The organism is Amycolatopsis sp. WQ 127309, assembly GCF_023023025.1.
In the GTDB taxonomy this organism is placed as follows: domain Bacteria; phylum Actinomycetota; class Actinomycetes; order Mycobacteriales; family Pseudonocardiaceae; genus Amycolatopsis.
Window position 1 is genome coordinate 936,985 of sequence record NZ_CP095481.1, and the last position, 17,259, is coordinate 954,243.

Sequence of the window (17,259 nt, forward strand, 5' to 3'; positions counted from 1 at the left end):
CCGTAGGCCAAAACGGCGGCCCTGGCTGTCTCGGTTTGAGACAGCGGAGTGAGACAGGGGCAGGTCAGGACGCGCGCGGGAGACGTCGCCCGGGAGGAGCGGATTCGAGCCAGGAGAGGAACCCGGTGAGCGCGCCCGGGCCCATGGCGATCTCGATCGCTTCCTGGGTCTCGGACTCGCAGCGCAGCACGATGGCGCCTTCGGGAACCGCGTAGGCCTCACTGCCGGAGGGGTCACGGCGGTCGGCGATCTGCATGCTCGCGCGCTGGAAGACGCGGTCCGGGCCGCTGCGCAGGCTCCACACCCGGTACCAGACGAACTCGTCACCCTCGTAGCGGCCGAGCCCCAGGTGCCAGCTGGCCCGCGCACTGTCCGGACGCCACCGCAGCGCGACGCTCACGCCCCCACCGCGGCGCATCCGGATCCACCGCTGGCCGTACCAGCCGACCAGCACCACGAGCACGATCAGGAGCCCGACTACCACCACGGTGATCTGCACGGCCCGGCTCCTGCCCGTCGCTCGCTCAGACCGACTGACCTGCCGCGCGGAGCTGGGCCGAGGCCCTGGTCCGCTCGGTCTCGTCGTCGGCGGTCAAGGCCGCCTTCGCCGCGTCGACGTCGATTTCGTCGGAAAGCTCGGCACTTTCGGCGAGGATGCTCACCCCGGTGCCGGTGACCGACAGGAAACCGCCGTGCACGGCCGCGCAGACCGTTTCGCCGTCGGTGGTCGTCACCTTGACCACGCCACCCTCGACGAGCTGCCCGAGCACGGGCTCGTGACCGGCCATGATGCCGATCTCACCCTCGGTGGTCTGGGCCACCACGAAAGTGGCGGTACCCGACCAGAGACGGCGCTCGACGGCCACCAGCTCCACGGACATCTCAGCCACGTAGCACTCCTTCGCTCGGGGTGTTGCCACCGAGTGTAATAGGTCTGTATCCCGGTATGAGAACGGCGGGGGCCCGAGTCCACAATGGACACTGCCCCCGCCGCCTCAGGAGATCACTTCTTGGTGATTTCCTTGTACTTCTTCTCGAGGTCTTCGAGGCCACCGATACCCAGGAACGCCTGCTCCGGGTAGTGGTCGAAGTCACCCTTGGCGATGCGGTCGAACGACTCGATGGTCTCCGACAGCGGCACCGTCGAGCCCGGGATCTGCGTGAACGCCTCCGCGACCAGCATGTTCTGCGAGAGGAAGCGCTCGATCCGGCGGGCGCGCTGGACGGTGAGCTTGTCCTCTTCCGAGAGCTCGTCCATACCGAGGATCGCGATGATGTCCTGCAGTTCCTTGTACTTCTGCAGGATCCGGATGACCTCGGAAGCCACGCGGTAGTGGTCCTCGCCGACGATGGCCGGGTCGAGGATCGTCGACGTCGACGCCAGCGGGTCCACCGCCGGGAAGATGCCCTTCTGGAAGACACCACGCGAAAGCTCGGTGGTGGCGTCCAGGTGGGCGAACGTCGCGGCCGGGGCCGGGTCGGTGTAGTCGTCCGCGGGAACGTAGATCGCCTGCATCGAGGTGATCGACCGGCCCCGGGTCGAGGTGATCCGCTCCTGCAGCTGGCCCATCTCGTCGGCCAGCGTCGGCTGGTAACCCACGGCCGACGGCATCCGGCCCAGCAGGGTCGACACCTCCGAGCCGGCCTGGGTGAACCGGAAGATGTTGTCGATGAACAGCAGCACGTCCTGGTTCTGCACATCGCGGAAGTACTCCGCCATGGTCAGCGCGGACAGGGCGACGCGCATGCGCGTGCCCGGCGGCTCGTCCATCTGGCCGAACACGAGGGCGGTGTCGTTGATGACGCCGTCTTCGCTCATCTCCAGGAAGAGGTCGTTGCCCTCACGAGTGCGCTCGCCGACCCCGGCGAACACCGACGTACCACCGAAGTTCCGGGCGACACGGGTGATCATCTCCTTGATGAGCACCGTCTTGCCGACGCCGGCGCCGCCGAACAGGCCGATCTTGCCACCCTGGACGTACGGGGTGAGCAGGTCGACGACCTTCAGGCCGGTCTCCAGCATCTCCGTCTTGCCCTCGAGCTGGTCGAAGGACGGCGGGTTGCGGTGGATGCCCCAGCGCTCGAGGTCGTCGCCGTAGCCGGGCTCGTCGAGGCACTCGCCGAGCGCGTTGTAGACGTGGCCCTTGACCTTGTCGCCCACCGGCACGGTGATCGGGCCACCGGTGTCGGTGACCTCGGCACCGCGGACGAGACCGTCCTGCGGCTGCAGCGAAATGGTGCGGACGAGGTTGTCACCCAGGTGGGAGGCGACCTCGAGCGTCACCGTCTTGCGCAGCTGCTCGAACTCGATCTCGACCTTGAGCGCGTTGTGCTGGTCGGGAACGGAACCGCGCGGGAACTCGACGTCGACGACCGGACCGGTCACCGACACGATGCGCCCCTTGGCGCGCGGGGCTTCAGTACTGGTCATCAATCATCACTTCCTGCTGCGGTGAGCGCGTTCGCGCCACCGACGATTTCGGAGATCTCCTGGGTGATCTGCGCCTGGCGCGCTTGGTTCATCTCCCGCGTCAGGTTGCCGACCAGGTCGTTGGCGTTGTCCGAAGCGGCCTTCATCGCCGTCCGGCGCGCGGCCAGCTCGGACGCCGCCGACTCCAACAGCGCCGAGTAGATGCGCGTGTTGATGTACTTCGGCAGCAGCGAGTCCAGCAGTTTGTCGGCACTCGGCTCGAACTCGTAGCTGGGCAGCAGGTCGCCGGGCTGCGGCTTCTGCTCTTCGTCGCCGTCGGTGTACTCGACCTCGAGCGGCGCGACGCGCTTGGCGATCGGCCGCTGGGTCAGCATCGACACGAACTCGGTGTAGACGATGTGGATCTCGTCGACACCCTCGATGCCGTCGGCGTTGCCGTGCCCGTCGTCGACGCCGGCCATGAACGACTCGACCAGGGTCTCGGCCGCTTCGACCGCCGCGGCGTAGTTCGGCTGGTCGGAGAAGCCCGTCCAGCCGTCCACCACCTCGCGGCCGCGGAACCGGTAGTAGTTCAGGCCCTTGTTGCCGGTGACGTAGACCCGAGCTTCCTTGCCCTCGTCGCGAAGCAGGGAAAGCAGCTCGCCGGTCGCGCGCAGCACGTTGGAGTTGTAACCACCGCACTGGCCCTTGTCACTGGTCACGACCAGGACAGCGGCCCGCTTCGGGTTCGGGCGCTCGACCAGCAGCGGGTGGTCGAGGTTGGCCGCCGCACCGGCCAGCGCCGAGAGCACCTTGGTGATCTCGTCGGCGTACGGCCGGGAAGCGGCGACCTTCGCCCGCGCCTTGGTGATGCGCGCGGTGGCGATGAGCTCCATCGCCTTGGTGATCTTGCCGATCGACTTGGTCGCCTTGATGCGCGACCGGAGTTCCCGGAGTTGTGCGGCCATGAGCTATCAGCTCACTTCTTCGGGGCGGGCTTGTTGACCTTGACGGTCTCCTGCCCGACCTTGTCGGCGTCCATCGCGTCGGCGTCCACCCCGACCAGGGCGTTGCCGTCGGCGGTGGTGAACTCCTTCTTGAACTCGTTCACCGCGGCGACCAGCTTCTCGGCGGTCGCGTCCTCGAACTTCCCGGAGTCGCGGATCGCGCCCAGGACGTCGTCGTGCTTGCGGCGGGCCGAGTCGAGGAACTCGTGGTTGAAGCGGCGCACGTCCTCGGTCGGGACCGAGTCGTAGTGGCCGTTCGTGCCCAGCCACACCGTGCAGACCTGCTCCTCGACCGGGATCGGCGAGTACTGCGACTGCTTGAGCACCTCGTACAGCCGGGCACCGCGCTCGAGCTGCGCCTTCGAGGCGTCGTCAAGGTCCGAGGCGAAGGCGGCGAACGCCTCCAGCTCGCGGTACTGCGACAGGTCGATGCGGAGCGAGCCGGAAACCGACTTCATCGCCTTGACCTGCGCGGCACCACCCACGCGGGACACCGAGATGCCCACGTCGATGGCCGGGCGCTGACCGGCGTTGAACAGGTCCGACTGGAAGAAGCACTGGCCGTCGGTGATCGAGATGACGTTCGTCGGGATGTAGGCCGACACGTCGTTGGCCTTCGTCTCGATGATCGGCAGCCCGGTCAGCGAGCCGGCGCCCAGCTCGTCCGAGAGCTTCGCGCACCGCTCGAGGAGACGGGAGTGCAAGTAGAAGACGTCGCCGGGGAAGGCCTCGCGGCCCGGCGGGCGGCGCAGCAGCAGCGAGATCGCGCGGTACGCGTCGGCCTGCTTGGTCAGGTCGTCGAACACGATGAGGACGTGCTTGCCCTCGAACATCCAGTGCTGGCCGATGGCCGAGCCGGTGTACGGGGCGATCCACTTGAAGCCGGCCGAGTCCGAGGCCGGGGCGGCGACGATGGTGGTGTACTCCATCGCGCCCGCGTCCTCGAGGGACTTCTTGACCGCGGCGATCGTGGAGCCCTTCTGGCCGATCGCGACGTAGATGCAGCGGACCTGCTTCTTCTCGTCGCCGGTCTCCCAGTTGGACTTCTGGTTGATGATCGTGTCCACGGCGACGGCGGTCTTGCCCGTCTTGCGGTCACCGATGATCAGCTGGCGCTGGCCGCGCCCGATCGGCGTCATCGCGTCGATGGCGGTGATGCCGGTCTGCAGCGGCTCCGACACCGGCTGGCGCTCGACCACCGAAGCGGCCTTGACCTCCAGCGGACGGCGGTCGGTGGTCTCGATGTCGCCGAGGCCGTCGATCGGGGCGCCCAGCGGGTTGACGACGCGGCCGAGGTAGCCGTCGCCGACCGGCACGGACAGGACCTGGCCGGTGCGCTTGACCTGCTGGCCCTCTTCGATGCTTTCGAAGTCGCCGAGGATCGCGGCACCGATGGAGCGCGCGTCCAGGTTCAGTGCGACGCCCAGGACGCCGCCGGGGAACTCGAGCAGCTCGTTGGCCATGGCCGAGGGGAGGCCCTCGACGTGGGCGATACCGTCACCCGCGTCGATCACGACGCCAACTTCTTCCCGGCTCACGTCCGGGGCGTAACTCGAGACGTAGTTCTCGATCGCGCTACGGATCTCATCCGAGGAGATCGTCAGCTCGGCCATGTCTTTCCCGCTCTCGCTTCGTTCTTGCCAGTATGCAAAGTCTTGTGTGGCCGGGGACTAGGCCCGGGCCAGCCGCCTGCGCAGGGCAGCGAGCTGACCCGCCGCGCTCCCGTCGATGATCTCGTCGCCGACGCGGACGACGAGCCCGCCGCCGAGGCTGGGATCGACCTCGACGTGCAGCGCGATCGACCGCCCGTAGAGGGTGTCGAGCTTCTCGCCCAGCCGGGTGGTCTGCTCGTCGGTCAGGGGGCTCGCGCTGGTCACGTAGGCGACCGAGCGCTGACGGCGTTCCGCGGCCAGCTTGACCAGCGCGTCGAGCCCGGCGCCGACACCACGGCCCTTGGCCCGGCGGACGACCTGCTCGACGAGGGTCTCGGTGACCACGTCCACCTTGTCGGCGAACAGCCCGCGCACCAGCGACCGCTTCGCGTCCGCCGGACCGGCCAGGTCCGCCAGTGCGGTCTCGAGCTCCGGGTGGTTGGCCACGACGCGCGAGACCTGGAACAGCTGGGTCTCGACGGCGTCGATGTTGCCGGTCTTCTCGGCGGCGGTCAGCAGCGCGGAGTGCCCGAGCGACTCGAGCCCGTCGACCAGCTGACGAGGGCTGGACCAGCGGCTGCCCGCCACGGCGTCGAGCACCTTCAGCGCCGGTTCGGACAGCTTGCCGTCGAACAGCCGGCGCACCAGCGTGGTGCGCGACTCCGGCGTCGCCGAGGCGTCACTCACCGCCCGGCGCAGACCGATCTCCCGGTCCAGCAGGTCGACGACCGAGAGCAGCTCGTCGCCGACCGTGGCCGCGTCGGCTCCCGCGTCGGCCAGAACCTCGCCGAGGCGTTCCTCGGCGAGGCCGAGCGCTTCACGGCTCGCAGCATGCAGCGTCATTCCGGTCTACTTCCCCGCTCCACCAGCGGCACCGGCGGTGTCCAGCTCCGCGAGGAACCGGTCGACGGTGCCACGACGGCGCGCCTCGTCTTCGAGCGACTCGCCGACGATGCGGCTGGCCAGCTCCACGGCGTTGCGGCCCATGTCGGCCCGCAGCTCGGCGATGATCTGCGCCTTCTGGGCCTGCAGCTGAGCCTGGCCCTGGGCGACGATCCGCTGGGACTCGGACTCGGCCTCGGCCCGCAGTTCCGCCTTGATCTGCTCGGCCTCGAGCCGGGCGTCGTCGCGGATCTTCGCGGCCTCGCCACGAGCTTCCTTCAGCTGCGCCTGGTACTCCGCCAGCGCGGCTTCGGCCTGGGCCTGAGCCTTCTCGGCCTTCTCGATGCCACCCTCGATCTTCTGCGCACGCTCTTCGTACGCGGCCTCGAAGCGAGGGACGACGTACTTCTTGAGGATGAACAGCAGGATCAGGAAGGCGACGATGCCGAGGATCAGCTCCGAGATGTCGGGGATGATCGGGTTGTGCGTCTCGCCTTCAGCGGCGAGGAGCATTGCACTCTTCAGCACGGCGTCTCCTTAAGCGATGAGCTGCTGACTCAGGCGGCGGAGGCGATGAAGTAGATGACGATGCCGATCAGGGCCAGAACCTCGGTCAGCACGAAGGTCGAGAAGCCGATGCCCTGCAGCTTGCCCTGGGCCTCCGGCTGACGCGCGGTGCCGTTGATGACGGCGGCGAAGATCAGACCCACACCGATGCCCGGGCCGATCGCGCCGAGGCCGTAACCGATGGCGGCGAGGCCGGGGTTGATGTTGACGGCGGCTTCGGCGGCCTGGGCCAGAACGATGTTGCTCACGTGCATTTCCCTTCACTTCGGTCCACGCGCTCGCGTGGATCGGGGGCTTGTGTTCTCAGTGCTCCGACGCCAGCGCGGCGCCGATGTACCCCGCCGAAAGCAGGGCGAAGATGTAGGCCTGCAGCACCTGGATGAAGGCCTCGAGGAAAGTCATCCCGATGGCGAAGATCCACGCCACCAGCGAAACCGGCTTCAACGCCCAGCCCGAGGTCTCGGTCAGCAGGAAGGTGCCACCGAGGGTGAACACGGCCAGGATGAGGTGGCCGGCGAACATGGCGGCGAAAACACGGATGGCGAGCGTGAGCGGGTTGAGAAAGAACTTCTCCGCGAACTCGATCAGCGAGAAGAGCGGCAGCACCGCCTTGGGCACACCCGGCGGCGCGAGTTCCTTCTTGAAGTACCCGGCGAAACCGTGCCGCTTGAAGCCGGCGTAGTGGTAGACCGGGTAGACCACGAGGACCGCCAGCGCGACCGGGAAACCGAAGCGCGCCATGGTCGGGAACTGCAGAACGGGGATGATCCCGTAGAGGTTGTTCACCAACACGAAGGTGAACAACGAGAAAACGAGCGGCACGTACGGCTTGAAGTCCTTCGAGCCGATCTGCTCGCGCGCGATGTTGTTGCGGCTGAAGTCGTAGATGGACTCAGCGACGAACTGCCCCTTGCTCGGAACGACCTTCAGCTTGCGGGTCGCCAGCAGGAAGTACGTCGCGATGATGACCACCGAGAGCACGACGAGCACCATCGGCTTGGTGACGCCGCCGAACAGCGGCGGCAACTCGAAGCTTCCGGCACCGGGCGGTGCGAACACCGCACCCTCGGCCAATACCAGCGCGCCCACTGGGCTCCTTCCGGTTCTCCCGGCCGGCGTTCACTCCGCCGGGGGAATCGTCACGATCTGGACTTAACGTACCCGATACGTATCGGGACGTCGGAGGCGGCTGCCCCACTGTGCGATGAACACGGCTTCACGTTCTGCACATGGGGTTGTCTCGCGTGAACACTGCCCTGCGGTCTACTTCGGACCAGCGGCGGAAGGCGGAACTACACGGTCGCCACACTGCTGATCGCGGTTCGTCTCAGGAAGCGCGCGGCCGAGGCCGCCACCCTTGACGCGGACCATACCAGCAGGTCAATCAGTGCCGTACAGGCGTACTCCATACCAACCGATCAGCCCAGGACTTAGGTCCCGGGTCGACCCGGGACCCAGGTCCGGCGGGGGCCGGGACCCTCCCGGGAACGTCGCAGGCGAGCCGTCCGGGACCCTTTTCGAGGTCCGCGCGAAAGCGCACGGCCGTGACGCCGGTCACACTCGGGTGGCCGCAGGCCGGTTCACCCTGGGTAACGGAACACCCCGGCGAACCGGACGGCGTCAGGAGGGGATGATCGTCGGGATCTTGGTCTTGCGGAAGGCGGCGAACTCGGCCGCGGCGGCCAGCAGGATGGCCACGATCATGGTGATGCCGAGCGACATCGGGTGCAGCGCGGAGACGCCCTTCAGCAGCGTCAGCGCGCCGAACAGCAGGACGACCTTCACGACGTACCCGCCGAGCGCGATCACCATGACGAACATCGGGTCCTGGCCGGCGCTGAAGCGCATCATGCCCAGGGTCGAGAGCGACGCCAGCATCGCCAGCGCCCCGCCGACGAGCGAGCCCCAGAAGCCCGGCATGCCGTTGAGGACGCTGAAGAGCACGATGCAGACGAGCACCGCCGGCGGGGTCACCAGCAGCGAAGCCTTCGTCATGGCGCGGGCCGCCTGCAGCACCACCTTGGCGTGCGGGTTCTCCTGCGCTTCGGTCGAAGTCTCGGTCTCGCTCACAGCTGGCTCCCTGCTCGGTTCGACACCGAGTGTAGAGAACCCCGCGGACTAGGTACGCGGCTGGTGGCGTGAGCGCAGCCGCGGGATGACCGAGACCCCCACCGCGAACACCAGGCCGACGCCGATGATCCAGAGCGCGGCGGCGTCGTCGAACAGGGTCACCGAGACCGCGCCGAACGCCAGGATGCCGGCCCACAAGTAGATCAGCAGCACGGCGCGGCGCTGGGAGTGGCCGATCTCCAGCAACCGGTGGTGCAGGTGCATCTTGTCCGCGGCGAACGGGCTTTCGCCGCGGCGGGTGCGGCGCACGACCGCCATGATCAGGTCCAGCATCGGGACGAACAGCACCGCCGCCACGACCACCAGCGGGGACAGCAGCGCGATCGCGTCCTTGCCGCTGAACTGCGGGTAGGGCACGCGCCCGGACGCCGACGTCGTCGCGCCCGCGAGCACCAGGCCGATCATCATCGAGCCCGAGTCGCCCATGAATATCTTGGCGGGCTGGAAGTTGTACGGGAGGAACCCCAGACACGCGCCGGCGAGGGTGGCCGCGATCAGCGCCGGCGGGTACGTGCCGACGTCGCCGCCCGAGCTGTCGAGCAGTCCCAGGGAAAACGCGCACGTGGCCGCCGCCGCGATGAAACCGAGGCCGCCGGCCAGGCCGTCGAGGCCGTCGACGAAGTTCATCGCGTTGACCATCACCACGACCATCACGACGGTGAGCAGCGCGCCCTGGTTCTTGTCGAGCACCAGCACCGAGCCGAACGAGGCGCCGGTGCCGCCCCACGGCACCCAGAACGACACCCACTGCACGCCGAAGATGACCAGGATCCCGGCGCACATGACCTGGCCGGCCAGCTTCGTCCAGGCGTCCAGCTCGAACCGGTCGTCGAGCGCGCCGATGAGCGAGATGACGCCGGCGGCGAGCAGCACGCCGACCGAGTCGAACGAGGCGTCGAAGCCGTGCGACAGCGCGGGCAGCTGGTGGGCCAGGCCCATCGCGGCGGCGACGCCGAGGTAAATGCCGATCCCGCCCATGCGCGGGATCGGCGCGACGTGCACGTCGCGCGCGCGGGGGTTCGCGATCGCGCCGACGCGGATCGCGATCCGGCGCACGACGCCGGTGAGCAGGTAGGTCACGGCCGTCGCGGTCAGCGCGACGAGGATGTATTCCCGGATCGGGAGAAGACCGGATGTGGGCGGCACGGGTGCGTCACGCTCGCGGGGTCGGGGTCACCCGCGACACGCTATCGTGCCGCGCCCGGCGCCTTGATCCGGCTTCACGCCAACGATTCCGCGGGGACACCGAGCACCTCCGCGATGGCGTCCTTGCTCACGGCGCCTTCGCGCAGCACCACCGGTTCGGTGCCGGTGAGGTCGACGATGCTCGACGCGACGGCCTCGCCGCTGGAGCCGCCGTCGAGGTACACCGCGACCGAGTCGCCGAGCTGCTCCTGCGCCTCCTGCGCCGTGCTCGCCGGCGGCCGGCCGGAGACGTTCGCGCTCGAGACGGCCATCGGGCCGACGTCGCGCAGCAGCTCCAGCGCCACCGGGTGCAGCGGCATCCGCAGCATCACGGTGCCGCGGGCGTCGCCGAGGTTCCACTGCAGGCTCGGCGCGTGCGGGAGCACAATGGACAGATCGCCGGGCCAGAAGGCTTCGATGAGCGCGCGGGCCTGCGGCGGCACGCCGAGCACCAGACCGTCCACAGTGGACCACGAGCCGACGAGCACGCCGACCGGCATGTCCGGGCCGCGGTTCTTCGCGCGCAGCAGCGCCTGGACGGCGCCAGCGTCGAACGCGTCGGCGCCGATCCCGTAGACCGTGTCGGTCGGCAGGACGACCAGCCGGCTCGACCGGACCGCGCCGGCCGCGGCGGCCAGCCCGTCCGCCCGGGAGTCCCGCTTGCTGCAGTCGTAGACCACGCTCATGGCGCCAAGGGTAGCCCCGCGCGCCGGAGGGGCCCGCCGCGGCAGGCCCCTCCGGGTCGTGGTCACGAGGTGCGCGTCAGAAGCCGAACGCCGTGCAGCTCGCGGTGGCCGTCTTCGACGGGTCGCTCACCGACGTCGCCGTGAGCTTCACCCGGGCGGCCAGGTCACCGCCACTGCGCTTCGCGAAGGCGGGCACCTTCACGAACTGACCGAACTTCGCCGTGGCCAGCTCGTTCGGCAGCCGGACCTGCCAGCCCTTCGCGTCGGTCGACGCGCTCAGTCGGTAGGTATCGGTGTCGTACGGCGCCTTCGCGCCCTTCGCCGAACCGGTGTTGAACAGGCCGAAGTCGCAGGTCGCGAGCCCGCCGCGGGCGAACGCCGGCAGCGCCGGGGTCACCGCGGCGCCGCGCGCCTGGCTGCCCGAGCCGTCCAGCGACGCGACCGTGACGGTGTACGAGAGCACGCCCTTGCGATCGCGGGCGAGGTCGGTGATCAGGAACTTCAGCCGGTTCGCCTGGTCGGTGTACTCGTACGGGCTCGCCGCCTCGGTGCCCGCCTTGAACAGCGCGTCGTTGAGCTGGCGGTAGTCGCCGATGGTGATCTTCACCGGCGTGCCGTCCGGCTTGGTGTAGTCGGTGATGCCGATGTCGGCCGGGTTGGCGTCGATCACCCACTCGAAGGGCGCGTTGTCCTTGTCCTTCGTCTTGGCGAGCAGCACGCCGGAGTCCGGCGAGAACGAGTCCGCGCCCATCCGGTCGACGACCTCGACGGTGTAGTTGTCGTAGCCACCGCCGTCGCAGAACGGGTCGGTCGTCTTGTCGCACTTCGGGCTCTTGTCGCCGCCGGTGAGCTTGATGTTCAGCCCGGTGAACGCGCCGGGCTGCGCGTCCGCCTCGCGCGCGGTGATGCGCGCCGACACCGGCCCGGACGCCGCCAGCTGGTTGCGGTCGAGCTGCAGGACGTCGGCCGGGTCGACGATGCCGAGCTTCATCTTGTTGCGCAGCATGTGCTGGGCGCCCATCGAGCTGCCCTGCGTCGCCGGGATCTGCCAGCGCGTGTGCGGGCCGCCGGGGCCGTTGAACGTGCCGCGGGACAGCATTTCCCAGGCACCGGAGTAGTCCCGCCACGGCGGGATCCCGAACGGGTTGTTGTAGTTGTCGCCGATGCCGAGGATGTGGCTGAACTCGTGGGCGTAGGTCGACTGCCCGGAGCTCTCGGCCTGCACCGAGCTGCCGTTCCCGGCGTTGGGCCAGATGCTGGCGGCCGACGCCCACGACGTCCACGGGACGTACCGGGTGGCGGCGTAGTTGGGCAGGTCGTGGTTCGGCGGGCCGAACGCGTCGGGCACGTTCTCCTTGGTGCCGAACTTCATCTCGCCGAACTCCTGCCAGGTCGAGCTCTCGTCCTGGCCGGCGGAGAGGTAGAAGACGAAGTCGAACTGGTTCGCCGTGTCGCCGACGTCGGCGCGCCAGGCGTTCCCGGCGTCCGTGCGGATGTCGCGGTCGCAGTTCGCGCTCGGCGGGCAGGCGTTCGGCTGGAACTCCATGCCGTACTCGAAGGACTGGCCGGGCATCCGGTACGGGCCGAACGCCGTCAGCTGCACGCCGAAGCGGCCGCCGGAGTCCTCCATCCAGTACTCGTTGATGGTGTGCCCGTTGTTGAGGGCTTCGGGCTTGTTGAGGAAGTCCTGGTAGTACTGCGCGACGCCCGCCCGCGGGATGTTCGAGGCTTCGGGACCGGGATTGCCGAACACGGTCGACTTCGGCGGCTGCGTGACGACGAAGTCCTGGTCGGGGTAGTCGGCGAGGACGACGGCGCCCTTGAAGACGCGCTGCGTCGGCTTCAGGGCGGGGTCGGCCCAGTTCGTCCCGGGCACCTTGCGGTAGTCGGACCACGTCATGTGGTCCTGGTTCTCCCAGTGCGCGGCGTCGATCGGGGCGGGCCAGCCACGGGTGAGCGGCTCGGCGGCCGCGGTCCCGGCGCCGAGCCCGGTCAGGACCGTGACGGCGGCGAGCAGGGCGAGCGCTTTCGGGGTTCTGGCGCGCATCTGCGGCTCCTTCACTGGGAACCGGCGGGGTCGCGGTGTCCCGTGATCGACCGTATTGAGCCGCGCTGTCGCGGTTCTGCCCCGAAGCGAGGGTTTACCCGCTTGCCCCACGACGAAAGTCTGGCCGGTTTGTCAGGCCCCGAGCGCCCCAATGTGGCGTTGGGTGCATCTGACGCACCGAACGCCACATTGGGTGCGTTGGACGCACCCAACGCCACATTGGGGCGTTTGCCCGGCACTGTGGACAAGTCCGGCCCCGCGCGCGGCGGGCACCGGGAACTGTCGGTGGCCGGCGGTAGCGTGGAATTCGGGGGCTGCTCAGCCCAGCCGCTTCGCCGTGACGAAGCGCGCGCGGCCCGCCAGGTCGTTGTGGCCCTCGACGGCCGTCAGCACCCGGCGCGCGCGGACCAGCGCCGGGACCGCCGAGCCGTGGGTGTCGTCGTGCTCGATGGCCAGGCCGCCGCCCGGGCGCAGCAGCCGCGCGCCCGCCGCGATCGCGTGGCGGATCACCGCCAGGCCGCTCTCCTCGGCGAACACCGCGCGCGGTGGGTCGTGCTCGGCGACCTCGGGCGGCACCGGCGTGCCGTCCGGGACGTACGGCGGGTTGCACAGCACCAGGTCGACCAGGCCGTCGAGCTCGGCGAACATCGTCGGGTCGCTGATGTCGCCGGAGTACAGCCGGATCGGGGTGTTGCCGGCGTCGGCGTGGACGTCCGCGTTGTGCCGCGCCCAGGCCAGCGCCTGCGGGTCGACGTCCACCGCGTAGACGACGGCGTCCGGGCGCGCGTGCGCGACGCCGAGAGCGAGTGCCCCGGAGCCGGTGCACAGGTCGACGACGACCGGGAACTCCCGGCCCTGCAGGAACTTGACGCCCCATTCGAGCAGCAGCTCGGTCTCCGGGCGCGGCACGAACACGCCGGCCCCGACCGCGACGGTGATGTCACCCAGCGCGGCCCAGCCGGTCAGGTACTGCAGCGGGATCCGCTTCGCGCGTTGCTGGACGAGCTGGCCGATGGCCTCGATGACGGGCGGGTCGACCAGGGGCACCATCGGCAGCCGCCCGCGTTCGACCCCGAGCACGTGCGCGGCGATCACTTCGGCGTCGAACCGCGGCGAAGCGACGCCCGCCCGCCCGAGAATGCGGGTGGCCTCCATGATGGCCAGGCGCAGCGGCTGCCGATTCACTCGTCGTCCTTCACCTCGTCAAGCCTGGCACACCAGGCGGAACTCCCCCGTCAGGACACGCGCCGGTCCCACGCCGTGCAGCGTATCGAGCGAGCGGTCACCCGCCCTCCTCGGTCAGGTACCCGGCCAAGGTGCTGCGACGACGCTGGAGCGTCCCGATCCGGTCGTCCATCGCCGTCAGCTCGCGGTGCAGCAGCTGCGCGAGCTCCGGGCAGAGGTCGAGGTGGGCCTCCTCACCGCTCGCGCACTGCAGCGCCGACGCGATGACCCCGGTGGTCAGCCCGGCTTCGAGGAGCCGGCGGATCTGCCGCACCCGGACGACGGCGTCCTCGCCGTAGCACCGGTAGCCGTTGCGGTCGCGCGACGCCACCAGCAGACCCTGTTCCCCGTAGTAGCGCAGCAGGCGCGTGCTGACGCCCGTCCGTTCCGCGAGCTCGCCGATCCGCATGTGTCCCCCGGACTTGACCTTCACACTGATGTGAAGACCTAACGTCGCCGGCATGACCGAACATTTCCACCACGTCGTCCGCGGCACCGGCCCGGGCCTGCTGCTCGCCCACGGCGGGGGCGGCAGTGTCGAGGGCAACTTCGGCGCCATCCTCGGCGACCTCGCGCGGACGCGCACCGTCGTCGGCCCGGACTACCCCGGCTCGGGCGCAACGCCCCGCAGCGCGACCCCGCTGGACCTGGACGAGCTCGCCGACGAGCTGGTCGCGATCGCCGTCGGCGCCGGGCTGGAGCGGTTCGCGATCCTCGGCTACTCCCTCGGCACGGCCGTCGCGGTCCGCGCCACCACGCGGCACCCCGATCGGGTCACCGGGTTGATCCTGACCAGCGGTTTCGCCCGGCTCGACAACCGGATCCGGCTCGCCGTCGACGTCTGGGCCGCGTTGCTGCACGACGACCCGAAGCTGCTCGCGAAGTTCCTCACGCTGGTCGCGACCGGCCGCGACCACCTCGAAGCCCTGACGCCCGGGCAGCTGGAGACGGCCGTCGACCAGCTCGCCGCGTTCGTCCCCGACGGCAGTCCCGAGCACGTCGCCCTCGTCGCGAGGGTCGACACCCGGGCCGAGCTGGCCGGGATCGCCGTGCCCGCGCTCGTCGTCGCCACCACCCTCGACGGGCTCGCGTCGCCCGCGCTGTCCCGGGAACTCGCGGACGGCATTCCCGGCGCCGAACTCGTCGAGGTCGAAGCCGGGCACAACATCGGCGCCGAAGCCCGCGACGAGTGGCTCGCCGCGATCGAAAAGTTTCTCGGGAGGCTGTCGTGAACCTGGAAGTCGTACTGCCGAACGAGCAGCCGGACCTGCCGCCCGGCCGGCCCGCCGAGCTGGCGCGGCTCGCCGAGGACCTCGGCTACCGCACGGCGTGGCTGCCCGACCACCTGATCCCGCCCGGCGCGTTCGGCGACGTCTTCGGCGGGGTCTACGAGCCGCTCGTCACCCTCGCCCACATCGCCGCGCTGACGAGCCGGATCCGGCTCGGGACGTCGGTGCTGATCGTGCCGCTGCGGGAGCCGTTCGCGCTGGCCAAGCAGGTCGCGACCCTCGATGCGCTCTCGGGCCACCGGTTCGACCTCGGCGTCGGCACCGGCTGGAACGAGCCGGAGTTCGCCGAGGTCGGGGCCGACTTCGCCGGCCGTGGGAAGCGGACCGACACCACTCTCGACCTGCTCGCGGAGCTGTTCCGCGCCGGCCGCGGCCCCGGCGGCGGCCACTTCGAGCCGCGGCCGGCGGGATCGGTGCCGATCACCGTCGGCGGCAACTCCGCGATCGCGCTGCGCCGCGCCGCCCGCGTCGGTTCGGCGTGGCAGAGCGCCGGGCTGTCCCCCGCCGAGTTCGGCGAGCGGGCCGGGAAGCTCGGGGAGCTGGCCGCCGGCCGCGACGTGCGGGCCACCGCCCGGATGGAGTGGGACGGGACCGATCTCGACGCCGCCGTCGCGCGGTTCCGGGCGTATATCCTGGCCGGGGCGGACGCGGTGGCCGTCCACTTCGGCCCGGCCGAGGCGTTCGACCGGCGGATGACCGCGTTCGCCGAGGCCGTCGCCGGTCTTTAGGATGCCCGAGACGCCGAACCCCGGGAGCGCCAGTGCCGACAGAGCCGACCACGCGCCGCCGGGTCGCGTTCATCTTCCCGATCTACAACGAGGAAGGGAACATCGAGCTGCTGCAGCGCACGGTCGACGAGGTCACCGCGCCGCTGGCCGGGAAGTACGACTTCAGCTTCATCTACGTCGACGACGGCAGCAAGGACGGCTCCCTGGCCGCGCTCACCGGGCTGAGCGCCCGCGACGGCCGGATCACGGTCATCGAGCTGTCCCGCAACTTCGGCCACCAGATGGCCGTCACCGCCGGGCTCGACCTGGTCGACGCGGACGCCGCGATCATCATGGACAGCGACCTGCAGGACCCGCCGCGGGTGGCGCTGGAGCTCATCGAGAAGTGGGAGGAGGGCTTCGACGTCGTCTACGCGCAGCGGCGGTCGCGCCAGGACTCGCCGTTCAAGCGGCTCACCGCGAGCGCGTTCTACTGGTTCCTCGGCAAGATGGCCGCCGTCGACATCCCGAAGAACACCGGCGACTTCCGGCTGGTCGACCGCAAGGTCGTCGACGAGCTGCGCAAGTACCGCGAGCGCGACCGGTTCCTGCGCGGCCTGGTCAGCTACATCGGGTTCAAGCAGACGGCGGTGCTGTTCGACCGCGACAAGCGCCACACCGGCGCCACCGGCTACCCGCTGACGAAGATGATGCGGTTCGCCGCCGACGGCATCGTCGGGTTCTCGACCACGCCGCTGCGGATGATCACGCGGATGGGCTACCTGTTCTCGCTGCTGAGCTTCCTCGGCGTGCTCTACGTCATCGGCGTCAAGCTGTTCGCGCCCGCGACCGCGGTGCCCGGCTGGGCGTTCATCACCATCGCGATGTTCTTCCTCGGCGGCGTCCAGATCATCATGCTCGGCGTGCTCGGCAGCTACATCGGCCGGACGTACTCGCAGGTGCAGAACCGGCCGCTCTACAGCGTCGCGTCGGTGCGGACGGGCGCGAACGAGGACAGCCGGAGCACCGTCCGATGAGGCTCGTCACCGCCACGCAGGTGCGCTTCGGCATCGTCGGGATCGGCAACACGCTGGTCGACGTCCTCGGGTACGCGCTGCTGGCCACGCTCGGCGTGCCGACGTTCGTCGCGAACTTCATCTCCACGACGGTCGGCATGCTGCTGTCGTTCACGTTGAACCGGAACTTCACGTTCCGGGCGAAGGACGGCGACGTCCGCCGCCAGGCCGTGCTGTTCTTCGTGGTCACCGCGTTCGGGCTCTGGGTGGTGCAGTTCCTCGTCATCACCCTGGTGAACCACCTGTTCCCGGGGATCAACCTGCTGGTGCCCAAGGGCGCCGCGATCGTCGTCGGGCTGTTCTGGAACTACCTGCTCTACCACTACGTCGTCTTCCGCCACCGGCCGGTGACGCCGGTACCCGGTGCGGCACCCGCCGACTCAGCGTGATCTCGTAC

19 protein-coding genes are annotated in these 17,259 nt (G+C 69.6%); 4 read left to right on the forward strand and 15 right to left on the reverse strand.

Annotated features, from left to right (window positions below):
* Nucleotides 1-64: 64 nt before the first annotated feature.
* The 15 genes from MUY22_RS03855 to MUY22_RS03925 all read right to left on the reverse strand — a co-directional run bounded on the left by MUY22_RS03855 (nt 65) and on the right by MUY22_RS03925 (nt 14,199).
* Entirely contained in the window at nt 65-499 is a 435-nt protein-coding gene (locus MUY22_RS03855) for a DUF2550 domain-containing protein (RefSeq protein WP_247057104.1), read from the reverse strand.
* Between the two features lie 25 nt (nt 500-524).
* On the reverse strand, nt 525-890 hold the full coding sequence (locus tag MUY22_RS03860) for a F0F1 ATP synthase subunit epsilon (protein WP_247057106.1): 366 nt from the start codon (nt 888-890) through the stop codon (nt 525-527).
* A 113-nt stretch (nt 891-1,003) separates the two neighbouring features.
* Nucleotides 1,004-2,431, reverse strand: coding sequence for a F0F1 ATP synthase subunit beta (atpD, locus tag MUY22_RS03865; RefSeq protein WP_247057108.1), 1,428 nt, complete (start codon nt 2,429-2,431; stop codon nt 1,004-1,006).
* A complete protein-coding gene (locus tag MUY22_RS03870) occupies nt 2,431-3,378 on the reverse strand; it encodes a F0F1 ATP synthase subunit gamma (RefSeq protein WP_247057110.1) in 948 nt (315 codons plus the stop codon). Before MUY22_RS03870 ends, atpD begins: the two co-directional genes overlap by 1 nt.
* An 11-nt stretch (nt 3,379-3,389) precedes the next feature.
* Complete coding sequence (gene atpA / locus MUY22_RS03875) at nt 3,390-5,030, reverse strand: F0F1 ATP synthase subunit alpha (protein WP_247057112.1); 1,641 nt, start codon at nt 5,028-5,030, stop codon at nt 3,390-3,392.
* 57 nt (nt 5,031-5,087) lie between these two features.
* Entirely contained in the window at nt 5,088-5,912 is an 825-nt protein-coding gene (locus MUY22_RS03880; RefSeq protein ID WP_247057114.1) for a F0F1 ATP synthase subunit delta, read from the reverse strand.
* Between the two features lie 6 nt (nt 5,913-5,918).
* Entirely contained in the window at nt 5,919-6,464 is a 546-nt protein-coding gene (locus tag MUY22_RS03885) for a F0F1 ATP synthase subunit B (RefSeq protein ID WP_371827651.1), read from the reverse strand.
* 44 nt (nt 6,465-6,508) lie between these two features.
* Nucleotides 6,509-6,766 (reverse strand): ATP F0F1 synthase subunit C, encoded by a 258-nt coding sequence (locus MUY22_RS03890; RefSeq protein WP_247057118.1) that lies wholly within the window; start codon nt 6,764-6,766, stop codon nt 6,509-6,511.
* A 55-nt stretch (nt 6,767-6,821) separates the two neighbouring features.
* On the reverse strand, nt 6,822-7,607 hold the full coding sequence (gene atpB, locus MUY22_RS03895; protein WP_247057119.1) for a F0F1 ATP synthase subunit A: 786 nt from the start codon (nt 7,605-7,607) through the stop codon (nt 6,822-6,824).
* Nucleotides 7,608-8,138: 531 nt separating this feature from the next.
* Complete coding sequence (locus MUY22_RS03900) at nt 8,139-8,588, reverse strand: hypothetical protein (protein ID WP_247057122.1); 450 nt, start codon at nt 8,586-8,588, stop codon at nt 8,139-8,141.
* Between the two features lie 48 nt (nt 8,589-8,636).
* Nucleotides 8,637-9,794, reverse strand: coding sequence for a glycosyltransferase family 4 protein (locus MUY22_RS03905; protein WP_247057124.1), 1,158 nt, complete (start codon nt 9,792-9,794; stop codon nt 8,637-8,639).
* 74 nt (nt 9,795-9,868) lie between these two features.
* Nucleotides 9,869-10,519 (reverse strand): L-threonylcarbamoyladenylate synthase, encoded by a 651-nt coding sequence (locus tag MUY22_RS03910; RefSeq protein ID WP_247057126.1) that lies wholly within the window; start codon nt 10,517-10,519, stop codon nt 9,869-9,871.
* A gap of 76 nt (nt 10,520-10,595) precedes the next feature.
* Nucleotides 10,596-12,566, reverse strand: coding sequence for a M6 family metalloprotease domain-containing protein (locus MUY22_RS03915; RefSeq protein WP_247057128.1), 1,971 nt, complete (start codon nt 12,564-12,566; stop codon nt 10,596-10,598).
* A gap of 318 nt (nt 12,567-12,884) precedes the next feature.
* Nucleotides 12,885-13,751, reverse strand: coding sequence for a peptide chain release factor N(5)-glutamine methyltransferase (prmC, locus tag MUY22_RS03920; protein WP_247057130.1), 867 nt, complete (start codon nt 13,749-13,751; stop codon nt 12,885-12,887).
* 97 nt (nt 13,752-13,848) lie between these two features.
* Nucleotides 13,849-14,199, reverse strand: coding sequence for a MerR family transcriptional regulator (locus tag MUY22_RS03925; protein ID WP_247057132.1), 351 nt, complete (start codon nt 14,197-14,199; stop codon nt 13,849-13,851).
* A gap of 52 nt (nt 14,200-14,251) precedes the next feature.
* Between MUY22_RS03925 and MUY22_RS03930 the strand changes: the two genes are divergently transcribed.
* Genes MUY22_RS03930 through MUY22_RS03945 form a run of 4 tightly spaced genes read left to right on the forward strand, consistent with a single transcriptional unit; the run spans nt 14,252 to nt 17,251 of the window.
* A complete protein-coding gene (locus MUY22_RS03930) occupies nt 14,252-15,022 on the forward strand; it encodes an alpha/beta fold hydrolase (RefSeq protein WP_247057134.1) in 771 nt (256 codons plus the stop codon).
* Nucleotides 15,019-15,807, forward strand: coding sequence for a TIGR03619 family F420-dependent LLM class oxidoreductase (locus MUY22_RS03935; RefSeq protein ID WP_247057136.1), 789 nt, complete (start codon nt 15,019-15,021; stop codon nt 15,805-15,807). Before MUY22_RS03930 ends, MUY22_RS03935 begins: the two co-directional genes overlap by 4 nt.
* Before the next feature lie 32 nt (nt 15,808-15,839).
* A complete protein-coding gene (locus MUY22_RS03940) occupies nt 15,840-16,823 on the forward strand; it encodes a glycosyltransferase family 2 protein (protein ID WP_247057138.1) in 984 nt (327 codons plus the stop codon).
* Nucleotides 16,820-17,251: a GtrA family protein gene (locus MUY22_RS03945; RefSeq protein ID WP_247057140.1), complete on the forward strand. Its 432-nt coding sequence runs from the start codon at nt 16,820-16,822 to the stop codon at nt 17,249-17,251. Before MUY22_RS03940 ends, MUY22_RS03945 begins: the two co-directional genes overlap by 4 nt.
* Nucleotides 17,252-17,259: the final 8 nt, after the last annotated feature.

Coding starts and splice junctions, on each gene's coding strand:
- atpD (WP_247057108.1), bottom strand. CDS start 2,431: ATGACCAGTACTGAAGCCCCGCGCGCCAAGGGGCGCATCGTGTCGGTG.
- MUY22_RS03870 (WP_247057110.1), bottom strand. CDS start 3,378: ATGGCCGCACAACTCCGGGAACTCCGGTCGCGCATCAAGGCGACCAAG.
- atpA (WP_247057112.1), bottom strand. CDS start 5,030: ATGGCCGAGCTGACGATCTCCTCGGATGAGATCCGTAGCGCGATCGAG.
- MUY22_RS03880 (WP_247057114.1), bottom strand. CDS start 5,912: ATGACGCTGCATGCTGCGAGCCGTGAAGCGCTCGGCCTCGCCGAGGAA.
- MUY22_RS03885 (WP_371827651.1), bottom strand. CDS start 6,464: ATGCTCCTCGCCGCTGAAGGCGAGACGCACAACCCGATCATCCCCGAC.
- MUY22_RS03910 (WP_247057126.1), bottom strand. CDS start 10,519: ATGAGCGTGGTCTACGACTGCAGCAAGCGGGACTCCCGGGCGGACGGG.
- MUY22_RS03915 (WP_247057128.1), bottom strand. CDS start 12,566: ATGCGCGCCAGAACCCCGAAAGCGCTCGCCCTGCTCGCCGCCGTCACG.
- MUY22_RS03925 (WP_247057132.1), bottom strand. CDS start 14,199: ATGCGGATCGGCGAGCTCGCGGAACGGACGGGCGTCAGCACGCGCCTG.
- MUY22_RS03930 (WP_247057134.1), top strand. CDS start 14,252: ATGACCGAACATTTCCACCACGTCGTCCGCGGCACCGGCCCGGGCCTG.
- MUY22_RS03945 (WP_247057140.1), top strand. CDS start 16,820: ATGAGGCTCGTCACCGCCACGCAGGTGCGCTTCGGCATCGTCGGGATC.